Here is a 25,945-nt window from a genome sequence, read left to right on the forward strand (position 1 = left end):
CCGGGGCCGCCGGGGGACATACTGGCGCCCGGCAACCGACAGGACCGACGGGGGAGGTCGACGTGGCACAACGGCGAAAAGGCGGCGCGGCGCCGCCGGGGAGCGCGGGCGCGCCCGGCCCGGAGGGCGCGAGCGCGGTGAGCGCCGTCGAGGCGGCGGGGTACGCCCCTGTGCCGCCCCAGGGCGGCCCTGTCGCGACGGCCCCGCCCGGCCCGTCCGCACCGCCCGGCGTCACGGCGCCACCGCGCAGGACCGCGCTCGCCGAGGGCCTCGACCGGCTGCGCCACGGAGTCAGGACCGAGCCGGGGCGGCTGCGTCTCATCGGCGCCGCAGTCGCGCTGCTGCTCCTCGCGTTCGGGGTCGCGAGCGCCTGGCAGGTCTCGTCGCGGGCGGCGGCCGCCGACCACGTCCTGACCGGCAGTCAGCCGCTGACCACGGAGGCCGCCACGATCTACCAGAGCCTCGCCGACGCCGACACGATCGCCTCCACCGGTTTCCTCTCCGGGCACGGTCAGGTGCCCGCCGACGTCAGGAAGCGGTACGACGCGGACATCGAGCGCGCCTCGACCATGCTCGCCGAGGCGACGAGCCGCCGCGGCCTGAGCAAGTCCTCCTCGGCCTCGCTCGCCGAGCTGAACTCGCGGCTCCCCGTCTACACGGCGCAGATACAGAACGCGCAGACGTACAACCGTCAGCTCGTCCCGCTCGGCGGCGCCTGGCTGCGGCACGCGAGCGACCTCATGCAGGAGAAGATGCTCCCCGAGGCCGAGCAGCTCTGGCAGGCGGAGAACGACCGCCTTGAGCAGGACTACGCGACCGCGACCCCGTACCCCTGGCTCGCGATCGTCCTCGGCGTGCTCGCCCTCGCCGCGCTGGGCGGCGCCCAGTACCGCGACTACCGGCGCACCAACCGCGTGCTCAACAAGGGCCTCGTCGCGGCGAGTACGGCGGCGCTCGTGCTGCTCGCCTGGATGGTCACCGGGCACACCGTGGCCCGGCAGCACCTCACCACCTCACGGTCCAGCGGCGTCGCCTCGCTCACCGTCCTCAACGAGGCCCGTATCGCGGCGCTCAAGGCGCGCGGCGACGAGAACCTGACGCTCGTCAACCGAGGTGCGAAGGTCACGAAGATCCAGCAGGGCGACGAGCAGGAGGAGATCGACGCCTACGAGTACGCGTACCAGCAGGAGGCCGGGCTCCTGGACGGCGAGAGCGGCGAGAAGCCACGCCGGAACCTGCTCGCCGAGGCGGCCGGGCGCGCCGACAGCCCCGCGGGGCGCTCGGCGGTCGAGCAGGCGCGCGAGGCGGCACGAGGCTGGCGCACCCTGCACAGCGCCGCACGCACCGCGGACGACGGCGGCGACTACGCGAAGGCGCGCGGGATGGTGCTCGGTGGCGACAAGGACGTGGCGAAGCCGACCTCGCGTCTCTTCCAAGAGGTGGACGACGCGCTCGCCAAGGCGATCGCCACCGAACAGCAGGACTTCGAGCGGGCCGCGCGTACCGGTGTGGACGCGTTCGCCGGGATCGCCCTCGCCGCGGGAATCCTCGCCGTGCTCGGGGCGCTCGGCGCTCTGCTCGGTGTCGGCAGGCGTCTTTCGGAGTACCGGTGAGGGCCGGCGAAGGGGCCGAAGGGGCCCGGCGCGGACCGCTGCGGAGCGGGAGGACAAGCGACATGCGGAACGACGAGGGGCAGCCGCGTACGGCGGACGCGCAGGGGGGCGCCGCGGAGCGCGGGAGCACGCCGGGGCACGCACCGCGGCGGGCCGGGCTGCGGGGCTGGGGCGGGATCGCGACGATGGCCGCCGCGTGCGTCCTCGCGACGATCGGGGTGCTGTGCCTCCCCGGGACCGGCGACGGGGCACAGGACGCGCCGGCCCGGGGCGGCGCGGGCGCTCCTGCCCCGGCGGCCGGCGCGGCCGGGTACCGGAGCGCTGACGGCTCCTGCCCGAACGCGTACGACCGGCGCGCGTCCGACAAGGACGACGACGCGATCGTCAAGGAGATCGTGACCCGCGAGAAGCACAAGAACCTCCCGCGGGGCAAGCTCGTCGTGGGCGTGGACCAGAACAGCTACCGCTGGGGCTTCCGCAACCCGCAGGGCGACGGCAACAACGACATCGAGGGCTTCGACATCGACCTCGCGCACGCGATAGCGAAGGACCTCCTCGGCGATCCCAACGCCGTGGTCCTGCGCGCCATCCCGACCAACCGGCGCGTCCAGGCCGTGGCGAACCACGAGGTGGACATGGTGGTGCGCACCATGACGATCACGTGCGAGCGCCTCAAGGACGTCAGCTTCTCCACGCCCTACTTCCGCACCACCCAGCGGATCATCGTCCCGCGCGGCTCCGGCATCAGCGGCTTCGACGACTCGCTCACGGGCAAGCGGCTGTGCAGCGCGGACGGTTCGACGGCGGAGACGGTACTCAACGCCTACAAGGACAAGGCCAAGGAGCTGGTCTCGGTGCCGAACCAGCTCGACTGCCTCGTCCAGTTGCAGCTGGGCGACGTCGACGGGCTCGTCACCGACGGGGCCCTCGGCGAGGGACAGCTGGCGCAGGACCCGAGCCTGGACATGGTGGGCGGGCCCGACGAGAACAAGCCCGACGACCGGGACAGCCCCGCCTGGGAGTACTACGGCATCGCGATGAGCCAGGACTCGCCCGAACTCGTGGCCCGCGTCAACAAGGTCCTGGAGGACTTCCGCAAGAACCAGTGGCAGGCCACGTACACGAAGTGGTTCGGCGACGCCGACAAGGTCGCGCCGCCGAAGGCGGACGTCACGATCGATCTCGGGACGCCGTGAGGGGGAGCACGCATGGATGCGGGGGCCTGAGGGGCAGGGTGCAGGTGTGATCGTGGTGGCGGGCGTGCGGACCGGGCGGGGGCCGGGGGGTGCGTTCTCGGATGCGGCTCCGGCTGGGGCCGGGCGGAAAGGAGTGCGATGGGCGGCGCGCGAGCGATGTCCGCTTGGTCGGGGGAGCAGGAGCCGGGCGCGGTGATGGACCGCGAGGCGGTCGACCGTGCGCTCGCGCGGCGCGGCGCGGAGCGGGAGGCGGTCGAGACCTCGCTGCTCGCGCTCCAGGACCACGCGGGGCGGCGGCTGTTGGAGGGCGCGGAGCTGACGGGTGTGACGCGGCAGCGCTGGGCGGCCACGGAGGCGGCGATCTCGCTCCTGTGGGCCTGCTTCGACACGTACACGCAGGCCCTCGCCACCGCCCGCGCGCTGCGCGCCAGGCGCCGCAACCCGAGCCGCGAGGACCTCGCGGAGCTGACCGAGCTGCTGGAGGGCCGTTCGCTCGCCGTGCCGGGGGCGGCGGGCGCGGCAGGGAACGGACCGGCAGCGAGCCTGACCGGCGAGGCGCCGCGGCTCAGCCACCGCTGCTCCCTGGAGGAGCTGGTCGAGCGGATGAACGAGCTGTACGCGGACTCGCTCGGCGTCGTGATAGCGGCCGACGCGGTGTGGTCGGCGCTGCCCGCGCGGATCGACCTGCTCTCCGCCGAGCTGAACCGCACCCGCACCCTCGCGCACTCGGTCGGCGTGCGCCCGGGCGAGCACCCGGCGGGGGACGACCTGGAACGCATCGCGCGCGTGCTCGGGGCGCTGCGCGAGCAAGTCGTCAGCGATCCGCTGGAGTTCTGGCAGCCGCAGGCGGGCGCTGCGGCCCCCGGCGCGGGCCGGCCGGACACGCGGCGCTACGACCGCGAGGCGCGCGGGCTCGACGAGGTGCGCCGCGAGATCGAGGCCGTGCTCGCGGTGCGGCAGGACGCGGAGGCGCGCCTTCGCGAGCTGAGCGACCTGCTCTCGCGCGCGGACCGCACACTCGCCGAGGCGCGCGCGGCGCGCGGCGAAGTGCTCGCGAAAATAGCGGCGTCCGAGGTCCCCGTGGTGAGCGGCCCGCCCGTCGTGCTCCAGGAGGAGCTGTCGCGCGCCGCCGAGTACAGGAGGCGCGGGCACTGGTCGCGGCTCAGCCCGCTGCTCGACTCGCTCGAATCGCGCGCGGAGGACGAACTCCTGCGCGCGCGGGAACAGTTGTCGGCAGTCGCTGCGCCGCTCGCGATCCGCGCCGAGTTGCGCGGGCGGCTCGACGCGTACCGCGCGAAGGTCGCCAGGCACGGCCTCGCCGAGGACACTCTCCTCATGGAGCGGTACGACGCCGCCCGCCGCATGCTGTGGAGTGCCCCCTGCGATCTGCGGGCCGCCGAGCAGGCGGTGCTGCGTTATCAGCATGCGGTGGCGGAGACGCTGGCCGGGGGTCAGGAATGAGGCGTACGGAGCGGATCGCCGCCCCGGTGGCGCGTGACGGGGGAAGCGGATGAACGAGCAGGCGTGTCAGCGGCCGGGCTGCGAGGGCCGGTACGAGGACGTGGGCGGCGGCGAGCTGTACTGCGACACGTGCGGGCTCGCGCCCGTGGTCGCCCCTGACGGGGCGCTCGGCTCGCCACCGACCGGCATGACGGTGAGCGGGCGGCGCGGCGGCACCGCGCCCACGCACGGCTCGGGCGCGCCCGCGGCACGCGGGACGGGGACAGGCGCGGGCGCGGGCGGGGGCGGCGCCTCGTACGGCGCGGGTGTCACGTACGGCTCGGGCGCGCTCGCCCCGTACGGCTCGGGATCGCCCGCCTCGTACGGCTCGGCGCCCTCCGCCAGGGCCTCCGGCTCCTCGCGCTCCTCGCGGCGCTCGGTCTCGGGGCGGCTCTCGGGCTCCAGCACGGCGCGGCAGGTCTCCGCGCGCAGTACCGGCTCGGCGGCCTCGGGCTCGGCGCGCGGGCGGCTCGGCGTCGGGCTCGTGAGCGTGCCGACCGTGCCCCGGCACGATCCGCGCGCGGCGGTCCTGGAGCGGGCCGAGGTGCCCGAGCGCAAGCGGTTCTGCTCGCGGGCCGACTGCGGCGCCCCGGTGGGGCGCGCCCGCGGGGAGCGGCCCGGGCGCACCGAGGGCTTCTGCACGAAGTGCGGGCACCCGTACTCCTTCGTGCCGAAGCTGCGGCCGGGGACCGTGGTCCACGGTCAGTACGAGGTCGTGGGCTGTCTCGCGCACGGCGGACTCGGCTGGGTCTACCTCGCGATCGACCGGGCCGTCTCGGACCGCTGGGTCGTCCTCAAGGGCCTGCTCGACACGGGCGACCAGGACGCGATGGAGGCGGCGATCTCGGAGCGGCGCTTCCTCGCCGAGATCGAGCACGCCAACATCGTGCGCATCTACAACTTCGTCGAGCACCTCGACCAGCGCACCGGCTCGCTCGACGGCTACATCGTCATGGAGTACGTGGGCGGCAAGTCCCTCAAGGAGATCGCCAACTCGCGGCGCACCCCCGAGGGCCGCCGCGACCCGCTGCCCGTCGAGCAGGCCTGCGCCTTCGGCATCGAGGCGCTCGACGCCCTCGGCCACCTGCACAGCCGCTCGCTCCTGTACTGCGACTTCAAGGTCGACAACGCGATCCAGACGGAGGATCAGCTCAAGCTCATCGACATGGGCGCGGTGCGCCGCGCCGACGACGAGGAGTCGGCGATCTACGGGACGGTCGGCTACCAGGCACCCGAGGTCGCCGATGTGGGCCCCTCGGTGGCCTCCGACCTGTACACGGTGGCGCGTACGCTCGCGGTGCTCACCTTCGACTTCCAGGGTTACACGACGGTCTACGCGGACAGCCTGCCCGACCCCGCGCAGGTCCCCGTCTTCCAGGAGTTCGAGTCCTTCTACCGGCTCCTCGTGCGCGCGACGGACCCGGACCCGGCCCGCCGCTTCGCCTCGGCCGAGGAGATGGCGGAGCAGCTCACGGGGGTGCTGCGGGAGATCGTGGCCCGCCGCACGGGCCGCCCGCACCCGGCGCTCTCGACCCATTTCGGCCCGGAACTGCGTGTCCCCGACACGGAGTTGTTCCTGCCCGCGGGCGCGGCGGTCTCGGCGCTCGGGGTACGGGACACGGGCGGCGCGGGCGGAAAGGGGTGGGGGCGGCGGGCCCGTACGACCGCTCCGGGGCAGGCGGGCGAGCGGGCGGGTACGGCGCCGCTCGCCCAGGGCGCCCCGGGCGCCGCCGCGCCCGCGGGCTTCGGCGCCCCGCCCGGCCTGCCCGCGCAGCCCGGACCCACCCCGCTCCCCGGACTCCCGAGGCAGCCGGGAAGCACCCCGCTCCCCGCGCCGCCCGCCGCTCCCCCCGCCTCCCCCGCCGCCGCGCTGCGCCCGCTGCGGGTCCCCGAGGCGGCGCTCGCGCTGCCCGTGCCGCGCGTGGACGCGGGCGACCCGAGCGCGGGCTTCCTCGCCGGGCTGCACACCGCGGTGCACAGCGAGGTGATCAGCGCTCTGCGCAACGCTCCGGCGGACTCGCCCGAGGTGCGGCTGCGCGAGGTGCGCGCGCGTCTGGAGATGGGGCAGCCCGACTCGGCGGGGCGCTCGCTCGACGACCTGGAGCGCAGGTTCCCCGAGGACTGGCGGGTCGTCTGGTACCGGGGGCTGGCCTCGCTCGTGACGGGTGAACTCGACCGGGCCGCGCTCTCCTTCGACGCGGTCTACGACGCCTTCCCCGGTGAGGCCGCGCCGAAGCTCGCGCTCGCGCTGTGCGCCGAGGCGCTCGGCCAGCTCGACAACGCGGTCGAGTACTACCGGCTCGTGTGGCAGACCGACCCGGGCTACGTGAGCGCCGCCTTCGGCCTGGCGCGGGTGCTCTTCGCCGCCGGCGAACGCGAGGGCTCGGTACGGGCCCTGGAGACGGTGCCCGAGTCCTCCGCGCACCACGCGGCCGCCGGGATCGCGGCGACCCGGGCGCGCTTGCGGGGCCGGGTCCCGGGGCAGACGCCGGTCACGGACCTGCGCGCGGCGGCGGCCCGCGTCGGTGAACTGGGCGACGCGGTCGACGCGGTACGGGCGCAGACGCTCACTGCCGAGGTACTGGGCGCGGCGCTCGACTGGGTACTCTCGGGTCGCCACGGCGCAGGGCCGCAGGAGGGCGGCCTCCTCGGCTGCCCGCTCGACGAGCGCGGGCTCCGGTTCGGCCTGGAACGCGCCTTCCGGACCTTGGCCAGGCTCGCCGGTGACGGCGGGGAACGGATCGAACTGGTGGAGCGGGCCAACCGACTCCGCCCCCGGACGTGGGTGTGATTGATGGCGCGGACGCATCAGCTGGCGGCTTGTCCCCGGTGCGCGGAACCACTCGACGAGAGTGATCTGTACTGCGGGGGCTGCGGCTACGACCTCTCGGCGGTGCCCGGGCCACCGGCGGCCCCGCCGGCCCCCGCCCCCGAGTGGCCGCAGTCCGGCGAGACGGACGGCACGGGCCGCCCCGCGCAGGTCCTGCGCGCCTCGGACCTGCCCGCGACGGTCTCCGACGGGTCCGTGCGGGCGGAGGAGCCGACGCTGCCCGACGGCGTGCGGCTCCCCGAGGAGGTCCGCGCCTCCGAGGAGCCCGCGGTACGGGCGAGCGGCGGCCCCCGGCACGTGAGCGACCGGCCCGCCGAGCACCCCGAACCCCCGGACGGCGACTATGCCCTGGCGGCCCCGCCCCCCGCACCGCGGGGCGACACGGCCACGCCACCCGGCGCGGGGGCACCCGTACCGGCGCAGTCCGCCTCGGCCTCCGTACCACCGCGGCCCGAAGCCGCGCCGGGGGCGGCGCCCGCCGCCGCGCCCGCCGCCGGGCCGGGCGCGGCGCCAGGTGCGGCCGCCGGTCCCACCGCCCCCGACGCCGCCCCCGATCCGCGCCTGAGCCCGCCGCCGCCCGAGCCGGGCCCGGTGTGCGCGCGGTGCGGCGCCGGCCGGGTCGACGAGGACGGGTACTGCGAGCGGTGCGGGCACGCGCAGCCGCGACCGCGCGACCACATGGAGCGGGAGTTGAGCACGCTCGCCGCCGTGAGCGACCGGGGGCTGCGCCACCACCGCAACGAGGACGCCTTCGCCGTCGCGGCGACCGCGCTGCCCGACGGGGCCACGGCCGCCGTCGCCGTCGTGTGCGACGGCGTGTCGTCGGCGACGCGCCCCGACGCGGCCTCGCTCGCGGCCGCGCAGACCGCCGAAGCCGCGCTCATGGCCTCGCTGCCGCGCGGCACCCGTCCCGAGCAGGCGATGCGCGAGGCGATCGAGCAGGCGGCAGAGGCGGTCAACGCGCTCGCCGACGAGCCGGTCCTGCCTCCCGAGGAGCCCGGGCAGAACGCCCCGGCGTGCACGCTCGTCGCCTCGATCGTCACCGAGGAACTCCTCGTCGTCGGCTGGGTCGGCGACAGCCGCGTCTACTGGGTGCCCGCCGACCGCTCGGCGACCCCGTACCGCCTCACCGAGGACGACTCGTGGGCGGCGCAGATGGTCGCCGCGCGGCTCCTGAGCGAGGAGGAGGCGTACGCGGACGAGCGCGCGCACGCCATCACGGGCTGGCTCGGCGCCGACGCCTACGAACTGGAGCCGCACACGGCCGCCTTCCGGCCCGAGGCGCCGGGGACCGTGGTGGTGTGCACGGACGGGCTGTGGAATTACGCGGAGAGCGCGGAGGCGATGGCCGCGCTGCTGCCCGCCGACGCGGGAAGCCGCCCGCTCGACGCGGCGCGCGCGCTCGTGCGGTACGCGCTCGACAGCGGCGGCCACGACAACATCACGGTCGCGGTCGTCCCGTACCCGGCGCCGGGGGAACCGGTGCGGCTTGAGGCGCGGTGACGCCCGGGTGCGCCCGGAGCCCCGGGCGCACCGGCGGACCGCACACCCGCGGACCGCACACCGGCGGACCGCACACCGGCGGACCGCACACCGGCGGACCGCACACCGGCGGTCCACGCACCCGCGGTCCACGCACCGCGACAGGGACATGTGAGAAGTCGACAAGGGGGAACGGCGTCATGGCGAATTTCTCGAAGCCCGAGGGGCCCCGGTTCGAGGTCGAGGTCTACCAGAACCCGTATCTGCCGGAGGGTTCGGGAGAGGTGCACGCCGTCGTCACGGTGACGTCGACGGGCGGCGGTACGGGCGCGCTCACCGCGACGGGCCAGGGCCAGGACGCCGCCGTGGCGCTCATGGTCGACTGCTCCGGCTCGATGCAGTACCCGCCGAGCAAGCTCCACCACGCCAAGGAGGCCACGGGGGCCGCCCTCGACACGCTCCGCGACGGCACACGCTTCGCGGTCATCGCGGGCACGCACGTCGCCAAGGAGGTCTACCCGGGCGGGGGCACCCTCGCGGTCGCCGACGACCGCACCCGCGCCGAGGCGAAGCAGGCGCTGCGCGGGCTCACGGCCTCGGGCGGCACCGCCGTCGGCACGTGGCTGCGCCTCGCCGAGCGCCTGCTCGCCCAGGCGCCGGTCACGATCCGGCACGGCATCCTGCTCACCGACGGGCGCAACGAGCACGAGACGCCCGAGGAGCTGCGCGCCGCGCTCGGTATCTGCGCGGGCCGCTTCACCTGCGACGCGCGCGGGGTCGGCACCGACTGGGAGGTGGCTGAGGTGACCGGGATCGCCTCGGCGCTCCTCGGCAGCGCCGACATCGTCGCGGAACCCGAGGCGCTCACCGAGGACTTCACGCGCATGATGGAGAACGTCATGGGCAAGGAGGTCGCCGATGTCGCACTGCGCCTGTGGAGCCCGCAGGGTGCCGAGCCCGTCTTCGTCAAACAGGTCGCCCCCAGCGTCGAGGACCTCACCGCGCGCCGTACCGAGTCGGGGCCACGCACCGGGGACTACCCCACCGGGTCCTGGGGCGACGAATCGCGCGACTACCACTTCTGTGTACGTGTCCCGCCCGCCGGGCTCGGCCACGAGATGCTCGCCGCGCGCGTGTCACTCGTCGTGCCCGAGCCCGACGGCTCGGTGACGCGCCTCGGACAGGGGCTCGTACGGGCCGTGTGGACCGACGACATCGCGGCGTCCACGCAACTGAATCCGCAGGTCGCGCACTACACGGGGCAGGCCGAACTGGCGGGCGCGGTACGGGAGGGGCTCCAGGCCCGCAAGTCCGGTGACCAGGAACGCGCCACGGCGCGGCTCGGTCGGGCCGTGCAACTCGCGCACGCCTCGGGGAACGAGGCGACGGCCAAGCTGCTCGCGAAGGTGGTGGACGTCGTGGACGCGCCTGCGGGTACTGTGCGACTGAAGGCGAAAGTGACGGAGGCGGACGAGATGACCCTCGAAACACGGTCCACCAAGACCGTGCGGGTCAGGAAGTAGCCCTCGCGCGCCGCCCGCCGCACGACGCATGTGTGTGGCGGTGGGCCCGCCCTTCCGGACCCGCCGGGCCGGATGCTGTCAGTGACCGGCCGGGAGGCCGGAGAAGAGAAGGAGAGGAGGAAGCGCCGACATGCCGACCTGCCCGAACGGACATCAGTCGAGCTCCGACGACTGGTGCGAGATCTGCGGCCATCGCATGGCCGGGTCGGGCGGACCTGTGCCGCCGCCTTCCCCGCCCCCCGCGCCCAGCCCGTACGGATACCCGCACAGCGGGACCCAGGCGGAGGCCGAGCGCTGCCCCCAGTGCGGTACGCCACGCGAGTCCGGTGGCCCGTTCTGCGAGCACTGCCGCTGGAACTTCCTGACCGGTACGGCGACGACGTACGTCCCGGCATCCCCCGGGCAGCCCGCCGGAGGCGGCTTCCCCGGCCCCCAGACGCACGAGTACCAGGAGTCGCGTCCCTCCAGGATCAACAGGCCCCCCGAGCCGATCGTCCCGGACATGATCCAGCGGCCCGAGCCCGGTTACCCGGGGCAGCGGGAGCAGGAACCGCCGCAGTTCCCCGGCCAGAACCCCGGAGGCCGGGAGGGCCACGGTGGCCCGGGTACGGCGGAACACGGTGCCCACTCCGCGCAGGGCGGCTTCCCCGACCCGTACCACCAGACGAGCGGCTACGCCTCCGGCCCCGCCGCCACGCAGCAGCCGCAGCAGCAACAACAGCCACCGCAGCAGCAGCAACAACGGCAACAACAGCCGGGCGTGGACGACTGGCCGATCGCCCCGCCGGCGCCGTACCCGCCGAACGGGCCCGGACACAACGGGCCCGGCCCGAACGGGCCCGGACACAACGGGCCCGGACACAACGGCCCCGGTGCGAACGGTCCGGGACCGAACAGCGCGATCCCCCACACGTCGATTCCGAACGGGCCCGGCCCGAACGGACCCGGCCCGAACGGACCCGGCGTCCCCGGTCCTGGCGGTCCCCGTCCCGGCGGTCACGGCGACCCCTTCGCGCCCGGCCCCGCCGGTCCCGCGCAGGGGACCTGGACCGCCACGTACGGTCCCGATCGTGAGTACTTCCTCGCGATGATGCAGCGCAGCGGCCCCGAGGCGGCCGGGCTCAGCCTGCCCGCGTACTCGCCGGAGCAGCGCGTCGAGCTGACCGGGAGCCAGGTCACGATCGGCCGCCGCAGGCACTCCACGGGCAACACCCCCGACATCGACCTGTCGGTGCCCCCGGAGGACCCCGGAGTCTCGCACCAGCACGCCATGCTGACGCGCCAGCAGGACGGCACCTGGGCGGTCGTGGACCAGAACTCCACGAACGGCACGACGGTCAACGGCTCCGAGGAGCCGATCCAGCCCTTCGTGGTCCAGCCGCTCTCGGACGGTGACCGCGTGCACGTCGGCGCGTGGACGACGATCACGATCCACCGCGGCTGAGCGACACCCCGCGGGCAACATCCCGGAGGGCACCCCGGAGGGGCCGCACGCCACGCGCGTGCGGCCCCCGTGTGCTGTCGGGGCGGGCTGTCAGGGCAGCGCCCACGCGTACGGCCCGTCCGGGTCGTCGAGCCACGCCCACAGGTACTCGCCCCTCAGCGTGACCCCGAAGCGCTCCCGCGCCGGCAGTTGCTCGCGCCGCCACAGGGCCAGCGCCTCGTGCGGGTCGAGGGTGCCCGAGGTGAGCGCGAGCAGGAAGTGGAAGTCCTCGTCCCGCGTGGCCCAGGAGGGCAGCCCGCCGAGGTACGGGGCCGGTTCGGGCGCACGCTCGGCCCCGCGCATCGGGACGAAGTAGGCGGGCGTGGCGAGAAATCGCCCCTCGGCGTGCTCGGCGTCCCGCACCCGCAGCGCCAGCAGGCCCGTCGCGAGCGGCGCCACGAGGAGCGCGCCGGGGGCGCACTGCCGCAGCAGCGCGCGGGGCACGGTGCCGATCGCCGCCGTGACGAGCACGCGGTCGTACGGGGCCCGCGCGGGCCAGCCGCGCATCCCGTCCCCCGTGCCGACCTCGGGCCTGAACCCGGCCCGCGCCAGGTGGGAGCGCGCCGACTCGGTGATCTCCGGATCGAGGTCGACCGTCGTGACGAGGTCCTCGCCGAGGCGGTGGCACAGCAGCCCGGCGTTCCACCCGGTGCCCGCGCCCACTTCGAGGACCCGGTCACCCGGGCGGACGTCGAGCCCGGTGAGCATGCGGGCCATGAGCGAGGGCTGGCTGCTCGACGAGACGAGTTCGCCGTCGCGCAGCCGGGTCGCGAGCGGGACGTCCGCGTAGGCGCCGGTGAGCCAGCGCGCGCGGCGCTCGCGGTCGGGGTCCTCGCCCCACAGGCGCTCGAAGCCGCCGGAAGGGGCGCGGACGTAGTAGTACGGCACGAAGTAGTGGCGCGGGACGGAGGCGAAGGCCGCGTACCAGGGCGAGTCCTCGTCGAGCAGGTCGCACTCACGGGACAGGCGGCGCAGAAGGCCCTCGCGGGAGCGGCCGGCGAGATCCTGCCACTCCTCCTCGGTGCGGGGAGCCCTCGCGGGCTGGGCGGGCTGCGGGGTCATGGGTCCACTGTGGGGGGCGCGGGGGCGCGAAGCGAGTACGCGTACGGGATGCTTTCGGACGGGTCGGCGCCGGGCCGAGGGGCCGCGAGGGCGTCGGGCGGGGGTGTCGGGCGGCGGTCCTACGACCCGGGTACTCGGCCGGGGCGTCTGAGACGATGGACACGTGAACGAGATCCCGCACGGCACAGTCCAGGAGCAGACCTTCTACGAGCAGGTCGGCGGCGAGGAGACCTTCCGGCGCCTGGTGCACCGCTTCTACGAGGGCGTGGCCGGGGACCCGCTGCTGCGCCCGATGTACCCGGAGGAGGACCTCGGCCCCGCCGAGGAACGGCTCGCGCTCTTCCTCATGCAGTACTGGGGCGGCCCCCGCACGTACAGCGAGAACCGCGGCCACCCCCGTCTGCGGATGCGGCACGCGCCCTTCGCCGTGGACCGCGCGGCGCACGACGCGTGGCTGACGCACATGCGCGCCGCCGTCGACGAACTCGGCCTGACCGAGGAGCAGGACCGCACCCTGTGGACCTACCTCACGTACGCAGCCGCCTCGATGGTCAACCGCGCGGACTGACCTCGACATCGGTCACGACGTCGACGGGGACGGCGAGGCTGTTCGCGACGTAGCACGCGCGGTGGGCGCGCGCGGCGAGTTCGCGCACCGCGTCGGGAGCGGTGCCGTGGGCGACCCGTACGGTCACCGCGAGGCGGATCGCTTCGAGCCGCCCGCGCTCCGTGTCGAGCCGGGCGCTCGCCTCGTCCTCGTACGCCAGGACCTCCACGCCCGCGCGCGCCGCCTCGCCGAGGAACGAGAGCAACTGGCAGGAGGAGGCGGCCGTGAGAAGGAGCTGCTCGGGGTTGAGGAGATCCGGGTCGCCGCGGAAGGCGGGGTCGGCGCTGAGGCCGAGGCGCTGGACGGCGGGCGGCGCGAGGGCGGTGTGGGTGCGCGAGTAGCCGCGGATTCCTGCGGCGGTGGAGCCCTGCCACTGGAGGAGGGCGAGGTAGGCATGAGGGGCGGGCCGGGTCGTCATGAGGCGACCGTAGGGCGAGGTCGTTTCGGTACGTACCGAAGAATGACCGGACTATCGTCGTACGCATGCCCCGCTCCGTGACCGCCTCCCCGGACTCCCCCGCACCGCCGGGCCGCGACCGGGACTTCAGCCAGGTCGCGCAGGCCCTCGCGGCGCCCGCGCGTTCCGTGTTCTGCAATCTGCTGATGGACGGCACCGCGCGCCCGGCCGGTGAGCTGGCGCGGGCCGCGGGGGTCGGCGCTTCGACCGCGAGCGAGCACCTGTCCGTCCTGGTCGCCGCGGGGCTCCTGGAGTGCACGGCGTCGGGGCGGCGGCGCTACTACCGGCTCGCCGGGCCCGAGGTGGCGCGTGCGCTCGAAGCGCTCGGGGGGCTCACGGGGGCGGCGCCCGTGCGCGGCTACCGGCCGAGCCGCCAGGCGGCCAGGCTCGCGGCCGCCCGCTTCTGCTACGACCACCTCGCGGGGCGCTTCGGCGTCGCGCTGAGCGAGGCGTGGCATGCGGCGGGGTGGCTGCGCGAGGGGCCCGAGGAGCTGACCCCGGAAGGCGCCGAGGGCTTCGCGGGGCTCGGTGTGGACGTCGACGCGGCGCGTGCGGCACGCAGGCCCACGGTCCGCCTCTGCGCCGACTGGACCGAGCGCCGCCCGCACCTCGCCGGGGCGCTCGGCGCCGCCGTCGGCGCGCGGTTCCTCGCCGCCGGGTGGGTCGAACGGCACCGTACTGACCGTGGCCTGACGGTGACCCCGGCGGGGCGGGCGCTGCTCGCGGACCGCTGGGGCATCGACGTGGACGAGGAACGGGGGCTCAGGAGCGCGGGCTGATCCCGAGCATCCCGAGGCCGCCGCGCCGGACGGCGACGGAGCCGTAGGGGGTGCGCAGGCGCAGCCAGGCGCCCGAGCTGAAGAGCGCGAGCGAGTGCGCGGCATCCGGGTCATCGGCGTCGTGGGGCAGGCGCGGGCTCGTGGCGTCCGGGGCCTGCGCCCGCGTCTGCGGCGGTGCGGGCGGACGCAGGAAGCCGAGCGCCTGGGCCGCGTGGGCCGCGCGTACGGGCAGTGAGGTGTCGCCGACCGTACGCGACCAGACCTCGCGGCCGATGCGGTCGAGTTCGGCGCGGGTCCGCCCGGCGGGGGCGAGGCGTTCCATACGGGTACGGAACTCCGCCACCGCCTGGGCGACCGCGCCCCGTACCGCCTGCGGCAGGAGCGCGACGGGCTCGCGGTGCCAGCCGCCGCGCGGGGGCAGGAGCCCCGCCCAGGGCGGGCCGGTGACGGGCGCGGGCACGGCGAAGCGCGCCGTGGCCTCGTCGACGGTCTCCAGGAGGTCGCCCGCGGAGACCGTCACGTCGAAGGTCCGCGCCGTGGGCTGCGGCGCGAGCCGCACCGTACGGATCGCGAGGACCTCGAAGGACGGCGGGCGGCCGAAGACGGCGAGCGCCCCGGCGGCCGCCTGGAGCCGCACGGCCGCGGCCTTGTCGTAGTGGAGCAGCCGCCCGAGGAAGGCCGCGAGGTCCGCGGCCTCCCCCGGGTCGGCGCACCGCACCGACGTATCACTCATGCGAGCCGTCCCGTCACACTCACGCGACCAGCCCGCCGGGCCCGGCGTCGTCGCGGTACTTCTCCAGGTACTCCCGCTCGTACGCGGTGATGCGCCGCGGCCGCTCGGCCCGGAGGTCGTACGGGACGACGACGGTCGAGGCGCGCGCGTACACCACCTCGGGGCCGTCCGCGGTCTCCGGGTCCTTCACCTCGTAGGCGATGGTGAGGGACGCGGCGCGCAGGTTCGTCACCCACGACTCGATGGTGACCGGGGCGTGCCGGTGCACCAGCGGGCGCAGGTAGTCGATCTCGTGCCGGGCCACGACGGAGCCGCCGGCGAACGACGGGCCGTCGCCCTCGGGCTTGAGCCGGAACATGAAGTCGATACGGGCCTCCTCCAGGTAGCGGAGGAAGACCACGTTGTTGACGTGCCCGAAGGCGTCCATGTCGGCCCAGCGCAGCGGGCAGTGGTAGAGGTGACGCGCCACGATCGCTCAGCCCCGGGTCAGCTTCTTGTAGGTGGCGCGGTGCGGGCGGGCCGCGTCGGCGCCGAGTCGCTCGACCTTGTTCTTCTCGTACGACTCGTAGTTGCCCTCGAACCAGAACCACTTGGACTCACCCTCGTAGGCGAGGATGTGCGTCGCCACGCGGTCGAGGAACCAGCGGTCGTGGGAGACGACCACGGCGCAGCCGGGGAACTCCAGGAGCGCGTTCTCCAGCGAGGAGAGCGTCTCGACGTCGAGGTCGTTGGTGGGCTCGTCGAGGAGGAGCAGGTTCCCGCCCTGCTTGAGGGTGAGCGCGAGGTTGAGGCGGTTGCGCTCACCGCCGGAGAGGACCCCGGCGGGCTTCTGCTGGTCGGGGCCCTTGAAGCCGAAGGCGGAGACGTAGGCGCGTGAGGGCATCTCGACCTGGCCGACGTTGATGTAGTCGAGACCGTCCGAGACGACCTCCCACAGCGTCTTCTTCGGGTCGATGTTGGAGCGGCCCTGGTCGACGTAGGAGACCTTGACCGTCTCGCCGACCTTGATCCTGCCCGAGTCCGGCTCCTCGAAGCCCTGGAGCATCTTGAAGAGCGTGGTCTTGCCGGCGCCGTTCGGGCCGATGACGCCCACGATGCCGTTGCGCGGCAGCGTGAAGGAGAGGTCGTCGATGAGGACCTTCTCGCCGAACGCCTTGTTGAGGTGCTCGACCTCGATCACGACGTTGCCCAGGCGCGGCCCCGGCGGGATCTGGATCTCCTCGAAGTCCAGCTTCCTGGTCTTCTCGGCCTCCGCCGCCATCTCCTCGTAACGGGCCAGTCGTGCCTTCGACTTGGCCTGCCGCCCCTTGGCGTTGGAGCGGACCCACTCCAGTTCTTCCTTGAGGCGCTTGGCGCGCTTGGCGTCCTTCTGGCCCTCGACCTTGAGACGGGTCTGCTTCGTCTCCAGGTACGTGGAGTAGTTGCCCTCGTAGCCGATGGCGCGGCCGCGGTCCAGCTCCAGAATCCAGCCGGCGACGTTGTCGAGGAAGTACCGGTCGTGGGTGATGGCCACGACGGTGCCCTCGTACTTGGCGAGGTGCTGCTCCAGCCAGTTCACCGACTCGGCGTCCAGGTGGTTGGTGGGCTCGTCGAGGAGCAGCAGGTCGGGGGCTTCGAGGAGCAGCTTGCAGAGCGCGACGCGGCGCTTCTCGCCACCCGAGAGGTTGACGACGGGCCAGTCGCCGGGCGGGCAGCCGAGGGCGTCCATCGCCTGCTCCAGCTGGGCGTCGAGGTCCCAGGCGTTGGCGTGGTCCAGCTCCTCCTGAAGCTTGCCCATCTCTTCGAGCAGCGCGTCGGAGTAGTCGGTCGCCATCAGCTCGGCGATCTCGTTGAAGCGGTGGACCTTCTTGATGGTCTCGGCGACGCCGTCCTGCACGTTCTCCAGGACGGTCTTCGACTCGTCGAGCGGAGGCTCCTGGAGAAGGATGCCGACGCTGTAGCCGGGCGAGATGAAGGCGTCCCCGTTGGAGGGCTGCTCAAGGCCCGCCATGATCTTCAGGACGGTCGACTTACCGGCGCCGTTCGGCCCGACAACACCGATCTTCGCGCCCGGCAGGAAGCTCAGCGTCACGTCGTCAAGGATCACCTTGTCGCCGTGAGCCTTGCGCGTCTTGCGCATGGTGTAGATGTACTCAGCCAAGAGAAACCGTCCGGCAGTCTGGATTCTGACAGTCGTCCTGGGGCGCCCGCCGCTTCGGCGTACGCCCCGTCAAGGGGGACTCCGCCCTCCCCCGAGCCCCGGGGCCCCGCCGGAGGGCAGACACACCCATCTTGCCGCACGCTGCCCCCCGGGCGGAAACCCGTTCCCCGACGGGGGGTGTGAGCTGGGGGTTCGCGAGAGGCGAGGGTGAGGGCGGGGTCACTGTGGGTGGTGAGGACGGCCACCGTGCCGGGCCCTCCGGGAATGTGATTGCACCCCGCTGCCACCCCTGAAACGCTGAGACGGTCGCGTGAATCTGAAACGCTGAGACGGTCGCGTGAATCGCTACGGTGCGCGCGCTACGGCGCGCGCCCATCGTGTTCTTGGGGGACGTGTGCGGACATTCGCCAACAATCCGGATCTCTACCGGGCCATAGGCAGGGTGGCCGCGGAGAGCGCGCAAACGGACGAGGCGTTCAGGGAGATGATCGGCGGTCTTCTGCCGGACAGCTCGGATGACGTCTGGATGCTCTTCGAGGGCCAGGGCAGCGACTGGCTGAGGAACACCTTCAAAATGATGCTCTCGCACGTGGACCACCAGCACCGTTGGTGGTCAGCCGCTGACCACCAGCAATTCGCGACCCTCCTGCGCGAGGCGCGGGAACTGGGAGACCTCCGCAATGTCGTGATCCACGGCACCTGGCACGACGAGATGGTGATCGGCTGGTCTGGAGAAGACGACTACGTGGGCCGCCCCTGGGGGGACGACGACACGGACGAGCCCCTCTTCTTCTGCATGCGGAGCCGGCAGCGAAGGGCCCTCCAGGAAAGAGAGTTCACTGTCTCCGACGTGAACGGTCTCGCCACAAGGATCGCCGCGAACCGCCAGCTCATGGCAGACCTGTACCGCAAGGAGACCCCCTCCCATCACGGAGGCGGCGACCTCCTTCGGCGCTGGCCCGCCCTCGAAGTGCCGCAGGACGCCCCGGCGGAATGACGCCCGGCCCGGGCGCGAGAGCGTGACACGGCGCACCTGTGGCGGCGCGGAGGAGCAGGCAGGCGCAGGGCCGCAGCACGACGGAGCCCTCCGCAGGGGCGGAGCGGGCGGGCTTCGGGCGGAGCGGGGCAGGCTTCAGGCGGAGCCCGGATCTTCCGGACGGGTTGCGCGAGCCCTCGGGCACGACGTGCGGGTCCCTGGACTCGCAGCCGTTGCCCGTGGCGGTACGGGGCCGGCGGGCCTCGGCGGGTAGGGGTCCCCCGGCGGGTAGGGGTCCCCCGGCGGGTACGGGTCCCCCGGCGGGTACGGGTCCCCCGGCGGGTACGGGTCCCTCGGCGGTACGGGGCCCAGGGCGTCGGCGCTACGGGCCCCCGGGGCGCCGCGCTCGTCGGCGAGCGGCCGTAGCGAGGGACTGGGCTGGGCGGCTGGTTGCCGCCTGATCCTCCGCCGTCAACGGCCCCGCCCAAGGCCACCGGGGCTTGCGGGCTCCCGGTGGCCCTGGCGAGGACCGGCTATTCCGTCACGGACGGATCACTCACTGACCGGCGGGCTTGCGGCGCTTGATGAAGAAGACCGTACCCGCGCCGAGGACCACGAGGACCACGGCAACACCGGCGATCACCGGGGTCGCGCTGGAGCCACCGGTGGCGGCGAGGTCGCCACCCGAGCCCGAGTCCGAGCCGGAGCCCTGCGCGGCGGTCGTCGGCGAGGCGCTCGGCAGCGGGGACTGCCCGCCCGCCGGGCTCGCGCCGTTCGAGGCGACCTTGCAGTCGAGGACGCCCTTGAACTCCTTGGTGAAGCCGTTCGGGCCCTTCACCGTGAGGTCGTAGGACTGGTCCTCCTTCACCGGGACAGTGATCGTGGCGGACTTGCCCGCCTCCACCGTGTGCTGCTGACCGGCCAGCTCGAAGGTGAACGGCTTGTCACCCTGGTTGCTCGCGGTCACGTCCACGCCACCCTTGGCGCAGTTCTTCTCCGCCGAGACGGCGGGTATGGGACCGCTCTCGCCCCACGTGGCGCTCGCGGTCGCGGCGACGGTCGAGTCGCTGGAACCGGCGAGGATCTGCGTCTGGCTGCGCGTCTCGGAGGCGAAGGCACGCCCCACAGGGACGTTGGTCGTCGCCTGGAGGTTCACCGTGGCCGTGCCAGGCTGCGCCCCGGCGGGAACGTCGAACCACAGCTGCGCACCGTCGCCGACCGACTCGACGGCCTTGCCGTCCTTGTCCACGGGCTTCACTCCGGCCGTCGCCGCGTCCCCGCCGATCTCCACCCGCGCCGTACCGGCGTTGGTGTGGACCGTGACGGGCCCGAGCTTCTCGCCCGCCTTGCCGGAGACAGCCGCGGGCTCAAGGCCCAGCGACGCCTTCGGCTCGGCGATGTTCTGCGCGGCCTTCTCCAGGTAGTCGGCGAGCTTCTCCGCCGCGGGGTTGACCGCGTCGACATCCGCGCCGTCCGAGTACCGCCAGATGGCCACCTGCGTCCCGGCCGCGGCCGTCCGCTCGGTGAGCCCCTCGCTGCCTGCCTTCGCCGCGAGGCCCGCGAGGTCGTTGACCTGCGGGTAGGAGTTCTCCAGAATCCAGCGGATCTTGCCCGCGTTCGGGTTGGCGTTCAGCGAGGTGCCGCTCCAGGGCGTCTCCTGGTACTTCGCGCCGTCCTGGGTCGGGTGGTGGATGTCGATGCAGTAGGTCTGAAGCGTCCCACCCTGGTCCACGGCCATCGTGAAGAGCCCGGCCTGGACACGCTGGTCCTTGCCGTTCTCGTGAATCACCGCCGCGTCACTGCTCTTGCTCAGCCCGCCGAGAGTGGCGGTCGCACCTCCCTGGTGTCCGGAAGCCTCGTCCGCCACGGCCGCACCCGCGCCGGTGATCGCGCCGGTGGCGACGAGTCCCGAGACGAATGCCGCTGCGGCGAGGCGGGCGGCACCCCGCCTACGTACGAAAAACATGTAGTTCCCCTCCGGGCAGGACCCGTGCGGCCTCGCGCCGCGCGTGGGGTGGGGTCCTGCCAGCAGAAATGTCGGTGCCAAGTGCCCCAATGAGCCCGGCGGGTCACAATCCCGCGTGGCCTGTCGGGAATCCTAGGGAGAGGAGGCACGCCTCTTCCCTGTAGCACCATCCGACAATCCCATTGCGTCTCAATCGTTATCCTCACCGTGTCCGTTCCTCCTTGGCTGACCGAAGTGGCCGGGAATACGGGATACATGAGGTGCTGTCAGTTGATGGGCGCCCGCACCGCCCACGCTTCCCCTGGCTCCACCTCTCAGAAGGGCGGCACCGCTTCGAGGTCCCCCAGCGAGACACCGACGGGCACCGCCTCGCCCACCCCCGCCATCGCTTCCACTCCGACTTCCGCACCGGCCGCCGCGTCCGACGCGGTCTTTCCCACCGCTCCGCGCACCCTCCGTTTGGTCACCGTGCGGCGGGGACGGGCGGGTGCGGGGGAGGGCTCGAACTCCCGCGACGCCGACGACGTGTCGGCCGTGGGCGGCGCGGCCGCTTTGGTCGTCGTGGGCGCCTTGGTCGTCGTGGGCGCCTTGGTCGTCGTGGGCGCCTTGGTCGTCGTGGGCGCTTTGGTCGTCGTGGGCGCTTTGGTCGTCGTGGGCGCTGCGGCTGTCATGGGTGTCACGGGCGAGGACGACGTCGCGGGCGGCGGCGCAGCCCCCACCGGTTCCGCGGACCGGCGCGGGGAGGCCGCTTTGACGCCGGGCCCTTCGTCGGGTGCGGGAGGCGTGGTGATCCACGGGACAGGCCGCTTCGCGGCCGGAGCCCGGTCCTGGGCCGTGGCCTGAGCCGGGTCCTGGGAAGAGCCCTGAGCCCGGGCCGCCTGCCTCGTCCCTTCGCCGTCCGCCCCGCGTGCGGGCACGGCCGCCGCCTCCTTACCGGGGGCAGGCCCCGCCCTCAGGAACATCTCGTCCACCACGTCCCCCACTCGCGCAGGCCCCCGCGTCGCCGCCCCGCCGAGGTCCGTCACTGCGGTCGTGTCCGCCGTGGGCCCCCAGGAGGCGGGACCGTACCGCCGTTCCCGCGCGACCGCCGTGGCGGCCGCGCCCGAGCGGGCGTCGTCGCGCGGGGGCCGGCGGAAGGCCGAGGTCCCCCGGGCCAGGTCGTGCCCGACCGAGAACGCTTCGATCTCCGCTGTGAGCCGCCGCTGGCCCTCGTACATCTCGTCCCGCAACCGCAGCCGCCCGTGCACGACGAGCGGGTCACCGATCGCCACCGAGGAGGCGACGTTGTCCGCGAGGTGGCGCCAGGTCACCACCGTGAAGAAGTTGGTGTACCTGTCGGCCCAGCGCTGCTCCTCCCGTTGCCAGCGCCGGGCCGTCGCCGCGAGGCGGAAGCGGGCCACCGCCCCGCCCTGCGTCTCGCGGAACATCGGCTCGGTCGCCACGTTCCCGACCACCGTGACCATCGTGTCGCTCATCTCGTCCCCCTCGGGTCGTCTGCGTGCGGCGCGTTCGGGCACGCCGCACCTGTCGTGTGCGCTCCGGTCGCGTCGGCGCCGGGCATGCACACACAGTGACAGAGAGATCCGACAGTCCGCACCCTCCGAAGGGCGGTCGGCGGACGAAATGGCAGTCCAAGAGGGCGTTTCCGCAGGTCACTTCGGAAAACGCCCACGCCTCTCACTCGAAAGGATGAGTGGATTTTTCGCACATCGACACGGCGAAGATTTATCACGTACTGTCACGACCAGGCCGCGCCACAAGCAGGCATTCACTGCCCCTGCCCCCGCGCCCGCGCCGTCGTCGGTCGTGTCCGCACGACCGCGCCGTGCCCCCGCGTTCTCGCGGGGGCACACCGCAGAGCCGCGTATCGCGCAGTCACACGCCACGGCCACGCGCCTCACAGCCACACGGTCGCCAACCAGACCGTGGCCCCCGCAGCCACAAGGAGCCCCGCATTGAGTTCGACCCGTCTGTCCCCGCCCGTCAGGTGCACGGGGATCGCCCCGGCCTGGAGCACCACGAGGCCGGCGGCCGCCGCGAACGCGAGCCACGGCGCGATGCCGGTGAGCGGCGGGAGGATCAGCCCGGCCGCGCCCAGCAGCTCGACGACGCCCAGCCCCCTGAGCACAGGCAGCGGTACCCGGTCCACCCACGCCATCATCGGGCGCAGCTGGTCGCGTGTGCGCACGACCTTGGGGGCGCCCCCGTAGACGTAGAAGAGAGCCAGCAGGCCGGCGAGTATCCAGTAAGCGATGTGCATGATCCCTGTCCGCTGAGGTCGGTCCGGGCGGAGCGACCCCGCACGCGCGAAGCCCAGGCCCCGAAGGCGCTCGCGCTCCGCCATTCGCCTCCGATTGCACGGCCTCAGGCTCGCTCGCGTCCAAGACCTCTTCCGCACCCGCCATACCCGATCGGTATCGTCCCAGGATGGAGCTACGCACCTTGCGGTATTTCGTGACCGTCGCCGAGGAGTCGCACTTCGGCCGGGCCGCCGCCCGGCTGCACATGAGCCAGCCACCGCTGAGTCGTGCGGTCAAGAAGCTGGAAGCCGACGTGGGCACCCCGCTGCTCCTCCGCTCACCCACGGGAACCACGCTCACTCCTGTCGGGAGGGTGCTCTTGGAGGAGGCGCGGGGGCTGCTCGACCACGCGGACCGGCTCAGGGAGCGGGTCGCCGCCGCGGCCGGTACGGCGCGGCTCGACGTGGGCATCCTGGGGGACAGCGCCGACCCGGGAGCGGGCCGTCTCGCGGAGGCGTTCCGCACACGCCATCCCGGGATCGAGCTACGCGTCAGGGACACGGATCTCACCGATCCGACCTGCGGGCTTCGCGCGGGCCGCGTGGATGTCGCGCTGACACGGGGCCCGTTCGACGAAACAGGGGTGTCCGTACGTGAGTTGCGCAGCGATCCGGTAGGGGTCGTACTCCGTGCGGACGACCCGTTGGCCGGTGCCGGGTCGCTGACGCGGGCCGATCTGGCGAAGCGTCCCTGGTTCCAATTCCCGCCGGGGACCGATCCACTGTGGCAGGGCTACTGGAGCGGTGGGGCGGGAGAGGGGCCGGTGGTCCGCGTCGTGCGCGAGTGCCTGCACGCGGTGTTGTGGAGTGGGACGGTGGGGCTCATGCCACTGGCCGCTGAGGGGCACGGCCGGTCTGCCACCGCCGGTCCGGGTGGCAGGCGCTCCTTCGGCCACGACCTGCCGCCCGGCCTGACAGTCGTGCCACTCGCCGGGATGCCCCCGAGCCGGGTACTCGTGGCGTGGAACGAGGGTGACACCAACCCGCTCGTGCGGTCCTTCGTCGCCCTCGCGGCCGCCGCCTACCGTGTCCAGGCGGCGGCCGGACCCCCCGGGGAGGCCGGATGAACACCGTTCCCCGACCCTCGCACCGCTTCCTACACGGTCGCCCCGCCGCGCAGCACGCTCTCCGGCACCGTGCGGGTGCCCGTGCCGACCGCGGGCCCGGGCCCCGCCATCCGTACGTACTGCTCGCGCACCTCCTCGTACCGCAGCAACTCCGCGGCCACGGGGTCGAGTACGCGGGCCCTGCCGCAGCCTGCCGCCGCCTCGCGCAGGGCGCGCTCGGCCTCGGCCCCGTAGCGGCGGGCGGGTCCCCTGGCCGCAATCCGGCAGGCCCACTCGACCGCGGGGCCGCCCACGATCCCGGTGCCCGTGAGCAGCACGGCGATCGTCACCTCGGGCGCCAGCACTCCCGTCACCTGGGCGAACAGCCACAACGCACCGACGACCTGAAGCGCCGTCATGAGGACCTGGGTGGCGACCGCGACCGGCCACCAGCCGGGTCGCGGGGGTCGCGCGCCGGGACGCGCGGCGCGTTCGGCGAGGGTGTCGAGCGCGCGTGGCAGGTCCTTCGTGCCGCGTACCGCCGATTCACGGACCGCGACGCCCCACGGTTCGGGAAGGCCACGCGCGGCCTCCTCGCCCACGGTGCGCACGGCCTGTTCGACACGTTGGCGCGCGACCGGTTCGGACTCGCGCGGCGGCTCGGGCGCCGGGCGCGTCTGCTCGGCGGCGCGGCGCTCCTCGTACCTGCGCCACAGCCGCAGCCACGGCGTGCCACAGGCGCGGTTGGCGTTGCGGCGCCAGGCGCGTTCGGCCGCCTCGCCCGCTGCCGTGGCACCGACCGCTTCGGCGAGCCGGTCGGCGAAGGCGACGCGGGCGTCCTCGCTGAGGCCCGGGGTGCGCCCGGCCGCGTAGAGAGGGCGCAGGCGTTCGGCGACGAGGTCGATGTCCGCGGAGAGGCGACGTGCGGCGGCGCGTCGTTCGCCGACGAACTCACCCAGCATTTCGCGCAGTTCGCCGACTCCTTCGCCGCTGAGGGCGGAGAGGGCGAGCACCGTGGCGCCGGGTTCGCCGTGTTCGCCGAGGGGCATGCCGTCCTCGTCGAGCAGGCGCCGCAGGTCGTCGAGGACGAGGTCGGCGGCCTCGGCGGGGAGCCTGTCGACCTGGTTGAGCACGACGAATGTGACCTCGGCGTGCCCCGCGAGGGGGCGCAGGTAGCGCTCGTGGAGGACCGCGTCGGCGTACTTCTCCGGGTCGACGACCCAGATCACGGCATCGACAAGACCCAGGACACGGTCGACCTGGGCGCGGTGCTCGGCCGCCGCGGAGTCGTGGTCGGGCAGGTCGACGAGGACGAGCCCGCTGAGTTCCCCGTCGCCCTCTGGTGGCAGTACGGGACGGCGTCGCAGCCGCCCGGGGACGCCGATCCGGTCGAGGAGCCCGGCGGCGCCGTCCGTCCAGCTGCACGCCAGGGGCGCGGAGGTGGTGGGCCGGCGGACGCCGGTGTCGGAGATGTTGGCGCCTGCGAGCGTGTTGAACAGCGTGGACTTGCCGCTCCCTGTGGCTCCGGCGAGCGCGACGACGGTGTGGCGGCCGGAGAGTCGGCCGCGCGCGGCCGACTCGTCGAGCACCCGCCCCGCCTCGGCGAGGGTGTCCTCGTCCAGGCGGGCCCGGGAGAGGGCGACGAGTTCGCGCAGCGCGTCGAGTCGTTCCCGCAGTGGGCCCTCGCGAAAGGCCCGCACCTCGGAGGCCCCGCCGCGGCCGCCGGTGGCGTCCCCCGTCGTGAGGTCGGGGCACGTACCGCCCGGACCTGCGCGGCGCGCGATGAGCCCGTCGTCGAAGGCGGTGGTCCCGGGATGGCGGGCGGGCGCCCCGGCGTCGGTGCGGGACGCCCCCGGAGCGGGCGCGCAGTCTCCTGCGGGCGGGCAGGGGGCCGTCTCCGCCTCTGCGGTGGCCACCCCGGCCTCGTGGGCACCAGGGGTATCGGGGTCTCCCGTGGCGGGTTCCGCGGGTTCCGCAGGTGTCGCCTGCTGCGTGTGCTCCGTGTGCCCTGGGAGGGGGCCGGTCCTGGGGGCGGACCCGTCGGCAGGCGCGGGCACGCGCGCGGCGCCTCCTGGCGCGCCCGGCTCTCCCGGAAGGACGCCCGGCGTACCGGAGACGGCCGGCGCACAGCCGGAGGCGCCCGGCACGCCGTGGGCGTCGCCCGGCACGCCGTGGGCGGCGCCCGGCACGCCGTGGGCGGCGCCCGGCACGCCGTGGGCGGCGCCCCGCGTTCCGGGGGCACCTGGGGCCCCC

20 protein-coding genes are annotated in these 25,945 nt (G+C 74.0%); 11 read left to right on the plus strand and 9 right to left on the minus strand.

The window, feature by feature from the left end:
* The first annotated feature begins 62 nt into the window (after positions 1-62).
* The 7 genes from ACQYWQ_RS09120 (at position 63) to ACQYWQ_RS09150 (ending at position 11,588) form a co-directional block, all read left to right on the plus strand.
* Positions 63-1,613, plus strand: a complete 1,551-nt coding sequence (locus ACQYWQ_RS09120; RefSeq protein ID WP_431033644.1) for a hypothetical protein — start codon at positions 63-65, stop codon at positions 1,611-1,613.
* Positions 1,614-1,675: 62 nt separating this feature from the next.
* Positions 1,676-2,809 carry a glutamate ABC transporter substrate-binding protein gene (locus ACQYWQ_RS09125; protein ID WP_431033646.1) on the plus strand — a complete coding sequence of 378 codons (1,134 nt, stop codon included), beginning with the start codon at positions 1,676-1,678 and terminating at the stop codon, positions 2,807-2,809.
* A 138-nt stretch (positions 2,810-2,947) separates the two neighbouring features.
* Positions 2,948-4,270: a hypothetical protein gene (locus tag ACQYWQ_RS09130; protein ID WP_431033647.1), complete on the plus strand. Its 1,323-nt coding sequence runs from the start codon at positions 2,948-2,950 to the stop codon at positions 4,268-4,270.
* A 49-nt stretch (positions 4,271-4,319) separates the two neighbouring features.
* Positions 4,320-7,100, plus strand: a complete 2,781-nt coding sequence (locus ACQYWQ_RS09135; protein WP_431033649.1) for a tetratricopeptide repeat protein — start codon at positions 4,320-4,322, stop codon at positions 7,098-7,100.
* 3 nt (positions 7,101-7,103) lie between these two features.
* Positions 7,104-8,642, plus strand: a complete 1,539-nt coding sequence (locus tag ACQYWQ_RS09140; RefSeq protein WP_431033650.1) for a PP2C family protein-serine/threonine phosphatase — start codon at positions 7,104-7,106, stop codon at positions 8,640-8,642.
* 179 nt (positions 8,643-8,821) lie between these two features.
* Positions 8,822-10,144, plus strand: a complete 1,323-nt coding sequence (locus ACQYWQ_RS09145; RefSeq protein ID WP_431033652.1) for a vWA domain-containing protein — start codon at positions 8,822-8,824, stop codon at positions 10,142-10,144.
* A gap of 130 nt (positions 10,145-10,274) precedes the next feature.
* Positions 10,275-11,588, plus strand: a complete 1,314-nt coding sequence (locus ACQYWQ_RS09150; RefSeq protein ID WP_431033654.1) for an FHA domain-containing protein — start codon at positions 10,275-10,277, stop codon at positions 11,586-11,588.
* Between the two features lie 90 nt (positions 11,589-11,678).
* On the opposite strand, the gene ACQYWQ_RS09155 is transcribed toward ACQYWQ_RS09150, so the two are convergent.
* Positions 11,679-12,689 carry a methyltransferase domain-containing protein gene (locus tag ACQYWQ_RS09155; RefSeq protein ID WP_431033656.1) on the minus strand — a complete coding sequence of 337 codons (1,011 nt, stop codon included), beginning with the start codon at positions 12,687-12,689 and terminating at the stop codon, positions 11,679-11,681.
* Positions 12,690-12,852: 163 nt separating this feature from the next.
* Between ACQYWQ_RS09155 and ACQYWQ_RS09160 the strand changes: the two genes are divergently transcribed.
* The gene (locus ACQYWQ_RS09160; RefSeq protein WP_164287319.1) at positions 12,853-13,257 is read left to right on the plus strand and encodes a globin; all 405 of its coding nucleotides are present in this window, start codon (positions 12,853-12,855) and stop codon (positions 13,255-13,257) included.
* On the opposite strand, the gene ACQYWQ_RS09165 is transcribed toward ACQYWQ_RS09160, so the two are convergent.
* Complete coding sequence (locus ACQYWQ_RS09165; RefSeq protein ID WP_431033657.1) at positions 13,241-13,714, minus strand: OsmC family protein; 474 nt, start codon at positions 13,712-13,714, stop codon at positions 13,241-13,243. The genes ACQYWQ_RS09160 and ACQYWQ_RS09165 overlap by 17 nt on opposite strands.
* A 65-nt stretch (positions 13,715-13,779) precedes the next feature.
* Between ACQYWQ_RS09165 and ACQYWQ_RS09170 the strand changes: the two genes are divergently transcribed.
* Entirely contained in the window at positions 13,780-14,532 is a 753-nt protein-coding gene (locus tag ACQYWQ_RS09170) for an ArsR/SmtB family transcription factor (protein ID WP_431033660.1), read from the plus strand.
* Here the strand turns inward: ACQYWQ_RS09170 and ACQYWQ_RS09175 are convergent.
* Genes ACQYWQ_RS09175 through ettA form a run of 3 tightly spaced genes read right to left on the minus strand, consistent with a single transcriptional unit; the run spans position 14,516 to position 17,405 of the window.
* Entirely contained in the window at positions 14,516-15,265 is a 750-nt protein-coding gene (locus tag ACQYWQ_RS09175) for a hypothetical protein (protein WP_431033661.1), read from the minus strand. The two genes, ACQYWQ_RS09170 and ACQYWQ_RS09175, sit on opposite strands and share 17 nt — an antisense overlap.
* Positions 15,266-15,284: 19 nt before the next feature.
* Positions 15,285-15,734 (minus strand): acyl-CoA thioesterase, encoded by a 450-nt coding sequence (locus tag ACQYWQ_RS09180; protein ID WP_431033663.1) that lies wholly within the window; start codon positions 15,732-15,734, stop codon positions 15,285-15,287.
* A gap of 6 nt (positions 15,735-15,740) precedes the next feature.
* Positions 15,741-17,405, minus strand: a complete 1,665-nt coding sequence (gene ettA / locus ACQYWQ_RS09185) for an energy-dependent translational throttle protein EttA (RefSeq protein WP_431033664.1) — start codon at positions 17,403-17,405, stop codon at positions 15,741-15,743.
* 394 nt (positions 17,406-17,799) lie between these two features.
* Here ettA and ACQYWQ_RS09190 point away from each other — a divergent pair, with 394 nt between their 5' ends.
* Entirely contained in the window at positions 17,800-18,402 is a 603-nt protein-coding gene (locus ACQYWQ_RS09190; protein ID WP_431033666.1) for a hypothetical protein, read from the plus strand.
* A gap of 535 nt (positions 18,403-18,937) precedes the next feature.
* On the opposite strand, the gene ACQYWQ_RS09195 is transcribed toward ACQYWQ_RS09190, so the two are convergent.
* From ACQYWQ_RS09195 to ACQYWQ_RS09205, 3 genes are all read right to left on the minus strand, one after another.
* On the minus strand, positions 18,938-20,347 hold the full coding sequence (locus ACQYWQ_RS09195; protein WP_431033668.1) for a Cys-Gln thioester bond-forming surface protein: 1,410 nt from the start codon (positions 20,345-20,347) through the stop codon (positions 18,938-18,940).
* A 314-nt stretch (positions 20,348-20,661) separates the two neighbouring features.
* Positions 20,662-21,822 (minus strand): single-stranded DNA-binding protein, encoded by a 1,161-nt coding sequence (locus tag ACQYWQ_RS09200; protein WP_431033670.1) that lies wholly within the window; start codon positions 21,820-21,822, stop codon positions 20,662-20,664.
* Between the two features lie 422 nt (positions 21,823-22,244).
* A complete protein-coding gene (locus ACQYWQ_RS09205) occupies positions 22,245-22,607 on the minus strand; it encodes a DoxX family protein (RefSeq protein WP_431033673.1) in 363 nt (120 codons plus the stop codon).
* Positions 22,608-22,774: 167 nt separating this feature from the next.
* On the opposite strand from ACQYWQ_RS09205, the gene ACQYWQ_RS09210 reads away from it, so the two are divergent.
* A complete protein-coding gene (locus ACQYWQ_RS09210; RefSeq protein WP_431033674.1) occupies positions 22,775-23,713 on the plus strand; it encodes a LysR substrate-binding domain-containing protein in 939 nt (312 codons plus the stop codon).
* A 29-nt stretch (positions 23,714-23,742) separates the two neighbouring features.
* Here ACQYWQ_RS09210 and ACQYWQ_RS09215 read toward each other — a convergent pair whose 3' ends face one another.
* Entirely contained in the window at positions 23,743-25,749 is a 2,007-nt protein-coding gene (locus tag ACQYWQ_RS09215; RefSeq protein WP_431039119.1) for a GTPase, read from the minus strand.
* Positions 25,750-25,945: the final 196 nt, after the last annotated feature.

It is taken from the genome of Streptomyces sp. P6-2-1, from assembly GCF_050613165.1.
In the GTDB taxonomy this organism is placed as follows: Bacteria; Actinomycetota; Actinomycetes; order Streptomycetales; family Streptomycetaceae; genus Streptomyces.

Bases quoted from the DNA above. Each gene is read 5' to 3' on its own strand.
- ACQYWQ_RS09125 (WP_431033646.1), top strand. From the start codon at position 1,676: ATGCGGAACGACGAGGGGCAGCCGCGTACGGCGGACGCGCAGGGGGGC.
- ACQYWQ_RS09130 (WP_431033647.1), top strand. From the start codon at position 2,948: ATGGGCGGCGCGCGAGCGATGTCCGCTTGGTCGGGGGAGCAGGAGCCG.
- ACQYWQ_RS09135 (WP_431033649.1), top strand. From the start codon at position 4,320: ATGAACGAGCAGGCGTGTCAGCGGCCGGGCTGCGAGGGCCGGTACGAG.
- ACQYWQ_RS09140 (WP_431033650.1), top strand. From the start codon at position 7,104: ATGGCGCGGACGCATCAGCTGGCGGCTTGTCCCCGGTGCGCGGAACCA.
- ACQYWQ_RS09145 (WP_431033652.1), top strand. From the start codon at position 8,822: ATGGCGAATTTCTCGAAGCCCGAGGGGCCCCGGTTCGAGGTCGAGGTC.
- ACQYWQ_RS09150 (WP_431033654.1), top strand. From the start codon at position 10,275: ATGCCGACCTGCCCGAACGGACATCAGTCGAGCTCCGACGACTGGTGC.
- ACQYWQ_RS09155 (WP_431033656.1), bottom strand. From the start codon at position 12,689: ATGACCCCGCAGCCCGCCCAGCCCGCGAGGGCTCCCCGCACCGAGGAG.
- ACQYWQ_RS09165 (WP_431033657.1), bottom strand. From the start codon at position 13,714: ATGACGACCCGGCCCGCCCCTCATGCCTACCTCGCCCTCCTCCAGTGG.
- ACQYWQ_RS09170 (WP_431033660.1), top strand. From the start codon at position 13,780: ATGCCCCGCTCCGTGACCGCCTCCCCGGACTCCCCCGCACCGCCGGGC.
- ACQYWQ_RS09175 (WP_431033661.1), bottom strand. From the start codon at position 15,265: ATGAGTGATACGTCGGTGCGGTGCGCCGACCCGGGGGAGGCCGCGGAC.
- ACQYWQ_RS09195 (WP_431033668.1), bottom strand. From the start codon at position 20,347: ATGTTTTTCGTACGTAGGCGGGGTGCCGCCCGCCTCGCCGCAGCGGCA.
- ACQYWQ_RS09200 (WP_431033670.1), bottom strand. From the start codon at position 21,822: ATGAGCGACACGATGGTCACGGTGGTCGGGAACGTGGCGACCGAGCCG.
- ACQYWQ_RS09205 (WP_431033673.1), bottom strand. From the start codon at position 22,607: ATGCACATCGCTTACTGGATACTCGCCGGCCTGCTGGCTCTCTTCTAC.
- ACQYWQ_RS09210 (WP_431033674.1), top strand. From the start codon at position 22,775: ATGGAGCTACGCACCTTGCGGTATTTCGTGACCGTCGCCGAGGAGTCG.